At 74.2% G+C, this 5523-nt stretch carries 6 protein-coding genes; 3 read left to right on the plus strand and 3 right to left on the minus strand.

Going from position 1 to position 5523, the window contains the following annotated elements:
- On the minus strand, positions 1-1857 hold a 1857-nt coding region (locus D471_RS0100715; RefSeq protein ID WP_083923997.1), incomplete at its 3' end, for a bifunctional FO biosynthesis protein CofGH.
- A gap of 91 nt (positions 1858-1948) precedes the next feature.
- Here D471_RS0100715 and D471_RS32445 point away from each other — a divergent pair.
- The 3 genes from D471_RS32445 to D471_RS0100730 all read left to right on the plus strand — a co-directional run bounded on the left by D471_RS32445 (position 1949) and on the right by D471_RS0100730 (position 4769).
- The gene (locus D471_RS32445; RefSeq protein ID WP_017596852.1) at positions 1949-2911 is read left to right on the plus strand and encodes a lysylphosphatidylglycerol synthase domain-containing protein; all 963 of its coding nucleotides are present in this window, start codon (positions 1949-1951) and stop codon (positions 2909-2911) included.
- 62 nt (positions 2912-2973) lie between these two features.
- Positions 2974-3585 carry an RNA polymerase sigma factor gene (locus D471_RS0100725; protein ID WP_017596853.1) on the plus strand — a complete coding sequence of 204 codons (612 nt, stop codon included), beginning with the start codon at positions 2974-2976 and terminating at the stop codon, positions 3583-3585.
- A 5-nt stretch (positions 3586-3590) separates the two neighbouring features.
- Positions 3591-4769 carry a CU044_5270 family protein gene (locus tag D471_RS0100730; protein ID WP_241479539.1) on the plus strand — a complete coding sequence of 393 codons (1179 nt, stop codon included), beginning with the start codon at positions 3591-3593 and terminating at the stop codon, positions 4767-4769.
- A gap of 114 nt (positions 4770-4883) precedes the next feature.
- Here the strand turns inward: D471_RS0100730 and D471_RS0100735 are convergent, their stop codons facing one another.
- A complete protein-coding gene (locus D471_RS0100735) occupies positions 4884-5165 on the minus strand; it encodes a chorismate mutase (RefSeq protein ID WP_017596855.1) in 282 nt (93 codons plus the stop codon).
- A gap of 99 nt (positions 5166-5264) precedes the next feature.
- Positions 5265-5523: glycosyltransferase (locus tag D471_RS32450; protein WP_040687747.1), on the minus strand; the 259-nt coding region annotated here is incomplete at its 5' end.

Genomic DNA, 5523 nt, shown 5'->3' on the forward strand with positions numbered 1-5523 from the left:
CCCGTTGACCACCTCCATCGGGCTGAACGCGTGGACGTGCATGCCGGGCACCCGCTCGCGCACGGCCGCCGCGATGTCGAAGTAGGCGGTGCCGGGCAGATCCGGGTGGATCCCGCCCTGCATGCACACCTCGGTGGCCCCCGCGTTCCACGCCTCCTCGGCCCGGTCGGCGACCTGGTCGAGGGAGAGCGTGTAGGCGTCGGCGTCGGTGCGGCGCTGGGCGAAGGCGCAGAACCGGCAGCCGGTGTAGCAGACGTTGGTGAAGTTGATGTTCCTGGTGACCACGAAGGTGACGTCGTCGCCGACGGTGTCGCGGCGGACCCGGTCCGCCAGGTCCGTCAGCGCCTCCAGTTCGGGCCCGTCGGCGTGCAGCAGGGCGAGCGCCTCGCCGTCGGAGAGCCCGGCGGGGTCGGTCTCGGCGCTGCGCAGCGCGGCGGCGATCTCGGGGTCGAACCTGCGGGGCACGGCCCCCTCCCGGTCCACCCCCGACCTGAGCTCGTCCCAGGCGCCGTACACCGAGTCGAAGTCACCGCGCCGGTCCTCGGTCCGGCCCGCCTCGTCGATCCCGGTGTGCAGGTCGGTGCGCCCCGAGGAGACCAGCACGGCCTCGGGTTCCTGCCACGGGCGGCCCACGACCGGCGCGTCCTCGGCCGCCAGGCCGGTCTCGGGGTCGGCGAGCGCCGCGACGTGCCCGGCCACCCGCGGGTCCAGCCAGGGCTCGCCCATGCGGACGTACTCCGGGTAGACCGTCAGCCGCTCGCGCAGGGTGAAGCCCAGGTCGGCGGTGCGCGCGGCCAGGTCGTCGATCTGCGGCCACGGCCGCTCGGGGTTGACGTGGTCCGGGGTGAGCGGGGAGACCCCGCCCCAGTCGTCGATGCCCGCGCGGACCATGAGCGCGTACTCGTCCACGCCCCCGCGTTCGGCGCCGATGAGGTTGGGCGGCGCCTGCACGTGCGCCCTCGGCCCCATGACCATGCGGGTGACCGCGATCGCGGCGGCCATCTCCTCGCGCTCGGCGTCGGGACGGTGCATCATCGCGGTGTCCGGCTTGGCGCGGAAGTTCTGGACGATGACCTCCTGGATCCCGCCGTAGCGGCGGGGGGGGGGNGCGCGTTCGCGGACGGTCTCGCCGATCCCCAGCAGGATGCCGGTGGTGAACGGCACGCTGGAACGGCCCGCGTCCTCCAGGACCCGCAGCCGGACGGCCGGGTCCTTGTCGGGGCTGCCGTAGTGCGCCTGCCCCCGCTCCGTGAACAGCCGCGTGGAGGTGGTCTCCAGCATCATGCCCATGGACGGCGCGACCGGTTTGAGCCGCTGGAAGTCCGACCAGGTGAGCACCCCCGGGTTGAGGTGCGGCAGCAGGCCGGTCTCCTCCAGCACCATGACGGCCATGGCCCGGACGTAGGAGAGGGTGTCGTCGTACCCGTGGGCGTCGAGCCAGTCGGCCGCCGCCGTCCAGCGGTCCTCGGGGCGGTCGCCGAGGGTGAACAGGGCCTCCTTGCACCCCAGGGCCGCGCCCCTGCGGGCGATCTCCAGGACCTCGTCCGGGGACAGGAAGGGCGACTCCAGGCGCCCGGGCACGGTCGCGAACGTGCAGTAGTGGCAGCGGTCCCGGCACAGGCGGGTGAGGGGGACGAAGACCTTGCGGCTGTAGGTGATGGTCCCGGGGCGCCCTGCCGCCTCCAGGCCCGCGTCGCGGACCCGCCCGGCGTGGTCGAGGAGGGTCTCCAGGTCGTCGCCCCGGGCGTGCAGGAGGACCTCGGCCTCGGTGACGTCGAGGGTCTTGCCGTCGCGTGCGCGGGCCAGCGCCCGGCGCATCGCGGAAGGGGTCGGGAAGGGGTCGTTCGCACCACTCATGACCGCACCCTACGACGCGGTAGGGGAGGGCGGTACGCCCGCACCACCCGTCTGGGATCATCGGTGGACCGGCCGGGAGGAGGGAGGGCACGTGCTGACTCGGCTTCGCCGTAACCCGTGGATGCGGCTCGCGCTGCTGCTCGTGCTCCTGGTGTGCGCGGGCCTGGCGGTGCGCACGCACTGGGAACAGGCGCGCGAGGCCGCCGTGGCCCTGCCCCTGTGGGTGCTTCCGGTGGCGGTGCTGGCCGCTATGGCGGGGCTGACCGCGCAGATGATGGCCTGGCGGGCGCTGCTCGCCGGACTCGGGTCGCCGTTGCCACGCGGAGTGGCGGCGCGGGTGATGTTCGTGGGCCAGCTCGGCAAGTACCTGCCCGGGTCGGTGTGGGCGTTCGTCGCCCAGGTGGAGCTGGGCAGGGACTGGAGGGTGCCGCGGGTACGCGGCGCGGCCGCGACCCTGCTCGCGGTCGGGGTGACGGTCGCGGTGAGCCTGTCCGTCGCGGCGGTCGCTCTGCCGCTGTCATCCGTTGGGGCGGCCTCGCGGTGGTGGTGGGCGCTGGCCCTGGCGCCGCTGCTGTTGGCGGCCCTGCACCCGCGGGGGGTGGGCTGGGGAGTGCGGCTCGCGGCCCGGCCGTTCACGCGGTTCCGGGAGGTCGCCGAGGCGGGTCCGCTCCGGCTCCCCGGTCGCGCGATGGCGACCGCCGTCGCGTGGACCCTGGCGGCCTGGGTACCGCTGGGCGCGCACGTGTGGGTGCTGACGTGGGCGGTGGGCGGTGATCCGGTCCGGTCGTTCGGTCCCGCGGTGGGCGCCTACGCGCTGGCGTGGACGCTGGGGCTGCTGGTGGTGTTCGCGCCCGCGGGCCTGGGGGTACGCGAAGCGGTGCTGGTCGTGGCGCTCGCACCGGTCGTGGACGCGGGGGCGGCGCTGGTGGTCGCGGTCCTGTCCCGCCTGGTCATGACGGTCGCGGACGTGGCCTGGGCCGGACTGTCCCTCCCGCTGTCCAGGACCGCCCGTTCGGCGTCGGCGAGGACGCGGGACGGATCGCCGTCAGCGTGAACCCTTTTCCGGGGATCGGGCTAAGAGGGGTGTAAGCACCCCCAACCGATGGGACCCGCCCCATGTCCCTAGTCGATTCCGGGACCGGCCGCGCCGAGGACGCCGACCAGGCATCCGACGCGGCCGTGATCCGGCGGTCACTCACCGATTCGGCGCACTTCAGCGCCATCTTCCGGAGACACGCGCCCGCACTGCACCGCTACGTGGCCCGAAGGCTCGGTCAGGCGGACGCCGACGACATCGTCTCCGAGACCTTTCGCACGGCGTTCCTCACACGCCACCGCTACGACCCCGCCCGCCCGGACGCCCGCCCGTGGCTGTGGCGGATCGCGACCAACCTGGTGCGCCGCCAGCACAGGAGCGAAACCCGCCACTACCGGGCGCTGGCCAGGACCGGGGTGGACCCGGTTCTGGAGAACCACGCTGACCGGGTGAGCGAGCGGGTCGACGCCCAGAGCGTGTCGGCACTGCTCGCCGCTCCCCTGGCGCGGCTCTCCAAGGGTGACCGGGACGTGCTGCTGCTCGTCGCCTGGGGCGACCTCACCTACGAGGAGGTCGCCTCTGTCCTGGGGATCCCGGTCGGCACCGTCCGGTCCCGTCTGCACCGGGCCCGCAAGCGCGTGCGCGCCGCCCTCCCCGAGAACCCGGCCCCCGCGAAGGAGACCGACCAGTGAACGAGATGGACCACCTTCGCCGCATGCGCGAGAGCGTTCCCGAACCGACCTCCGACTCCCTGAACGCCCGCCTGGCCTGGCGGCCCGGACACCCGAACGCGGCCGCGACGACGGTCCGGAGGCTCGGGGGCCGGCACGTGCCGGGGCGCGTTCCGCCAGCCGTCTCCGGGGCCGCCATCCTGGTGGCCGGTGCCGTGTTCGCCTTCCTGGTCCTGGGACCGCCCGGGTTCATGCGACCGGACTCGGTCGTGCTGACCCCGGCCGCCCCGTCGGAGGGGGCCGGAGGCGAGGAGCCCGCCAACGACGGCAGCGCCGCGGAGGCCATGGCCCCCGCCATCGAGGCCGCCCGGTCCCGACCGGCCGACGGTGCCGTCTGGTACGCGGAGACCGTCTCGGCCCGGGCCTGGGGGGTGGGCCCCGAGGGTGACAGGTACGGGGTGTACGACATCCGCGAGACCCGGCACTGGACGAACGTCGAGACCGGTCTGCACACCTTCCAGCACACCTCGACGGACTGGGCCCTGGTCACCGACCGCGGCCGGGAGGCGTGGGAGCGCGACGGCGCCCCCACGTTCTGGCCGGCGGAGACCACGCGGCTGGAGATCCCCAACGACATGGTGCTCGGAGAGCCGTACACCCCCAGCGAACCCGGCTATTCCTTCGGCGAGTCCCCGCTGGGCCCGCGGGAGCTCCAGGAACTGCCCTCGGACCCCGAACGGCTGCGGGAGAGGCTGCGGCCCGAGGGGGAGGAGGAGCAGCTGGACGAAGGGGACACGGCGGAGGCGGGCTTCCACACCGTGCCCAAGCCGTCGGTCGCGACCGTCCGGGCCGTCCTGGACCTCCCCCTCCCTCCGGAGGTCAGGGCGGGCGTCTACGAGGTCCTGGCGGGGCTGCCCGACGTCCGCGCGGCCGAGGGGGTCACCGAGGACCGGTCCGGACGGCCCGCCGTGGGAGTCGCCTACGACGTCGAGGGGCTGATCGACGGACGGTACGAGGAACGGCTCCTCTTCGACCCCGAGACGGGCCTGCCCCTGGCCTCCGAACGCGTGGTGGTCCAGGCCCCGGAGTGGGCGGCCGACTGGGTGGAACCCGGTGACGTCGTCGAGTACACGCTCCACGAGACCTTCGAGTGGACCGACGCGTGGCCCGACGTGGAGGTACCCGAGTTCGTCGTGGACGAGTAGGGCCCCCTGACCGCGCGGCCAGGTCCGCCACGCCGCCCGGGACGCACAGCCGCCGGCACCGCGCGCGGTCCGCGGCCGTCCCCCGGTCGGTGACGGCGGGAGCCCCGCGTGCGATCAGGGTCGGCCGATGCGAGCGTGTTCGCTTAGTTCCAGGTCGATGAAGGCGTCGATCATCTCGGTGTAGACGCGCTCGACCACCTCGGGCGCGACGCCCTCGGTCACCGCGAGTTCCCGAAGGCGCGTCATCATCGCCGCTCTGCGGTCCGGCGCGCGCACGGCGTCCCCGTCGCCCTTGTACGCCGCCGCCTGCTTGACCAGAACCTGCCGGGCGGCGAGCAGTCGCACGATCCGCCCGTCGATGGCGTCGATCTGCGAGCGGACCTCCGATAGTGACATGCCGCGACCCTACAGCACCCGGTTCGGTGGCTCTCCTCGCTCCCGGGGTGTCAGGGGAACAGACGGCGCCACGTGGCGGCGAGGGCGCGTCGTGCCCGCTCAGGCCGTCAGCAGCCGCCCGGTGTAGGCCCGCCAGTAGGGCTCGGCGTCCACCGGGCGGACCCCGGCGCGCAGCCGTTCGGGCTCCCCCGGGGCGTAGAACTCCTTCAACGCGCGGGCCAGGTCCCCGACGTCGTCCGGGGCGCACAGCAGGCCGTCGACCCCCTCGCGCACGTGGTCCGCGAGCGTCCCGGCCCGGGTCGCCACCACCGGCGCGCCGTGCTCGTGGGCGAGCCAGACGTTCTGCGTGGCGGTGGCC

This window comes from Nocardiopsis lucentensis DSM 44048, assembly GCF_000341125.1.
Taxonomy (GTDB): domain Bacteria; phylum Actinomycetota; class Actinomycetes; order Streptosporangiales; family Streptosporangiaceae; genus Nocardiopsis; species Nocardiopsis lucentensis.

Coding starts and splice junctions, on each gene's coding strand:
- D471_RS0100725 (WP_017596853.1), top strand. CDS start 2,974: ATGTCCCTAGTCGATTCCGGGACCGGCCGCGCCGAGGACGCCGACCAG.
- D471_RS0100730 (WP_241479539.1), top strand. CDS start 3,591: ATGGACCACCTTCGCCGCATGCGCGAGAGCGTTCCCGAACCGACCTCC.
- D471_RS0100735 (WP_017596855.1), bottom strand. CDS start 5,165: ATGTCACTATCGGAGGTCCGCTCGCAGATCGACGCCATCGACGGGCGG.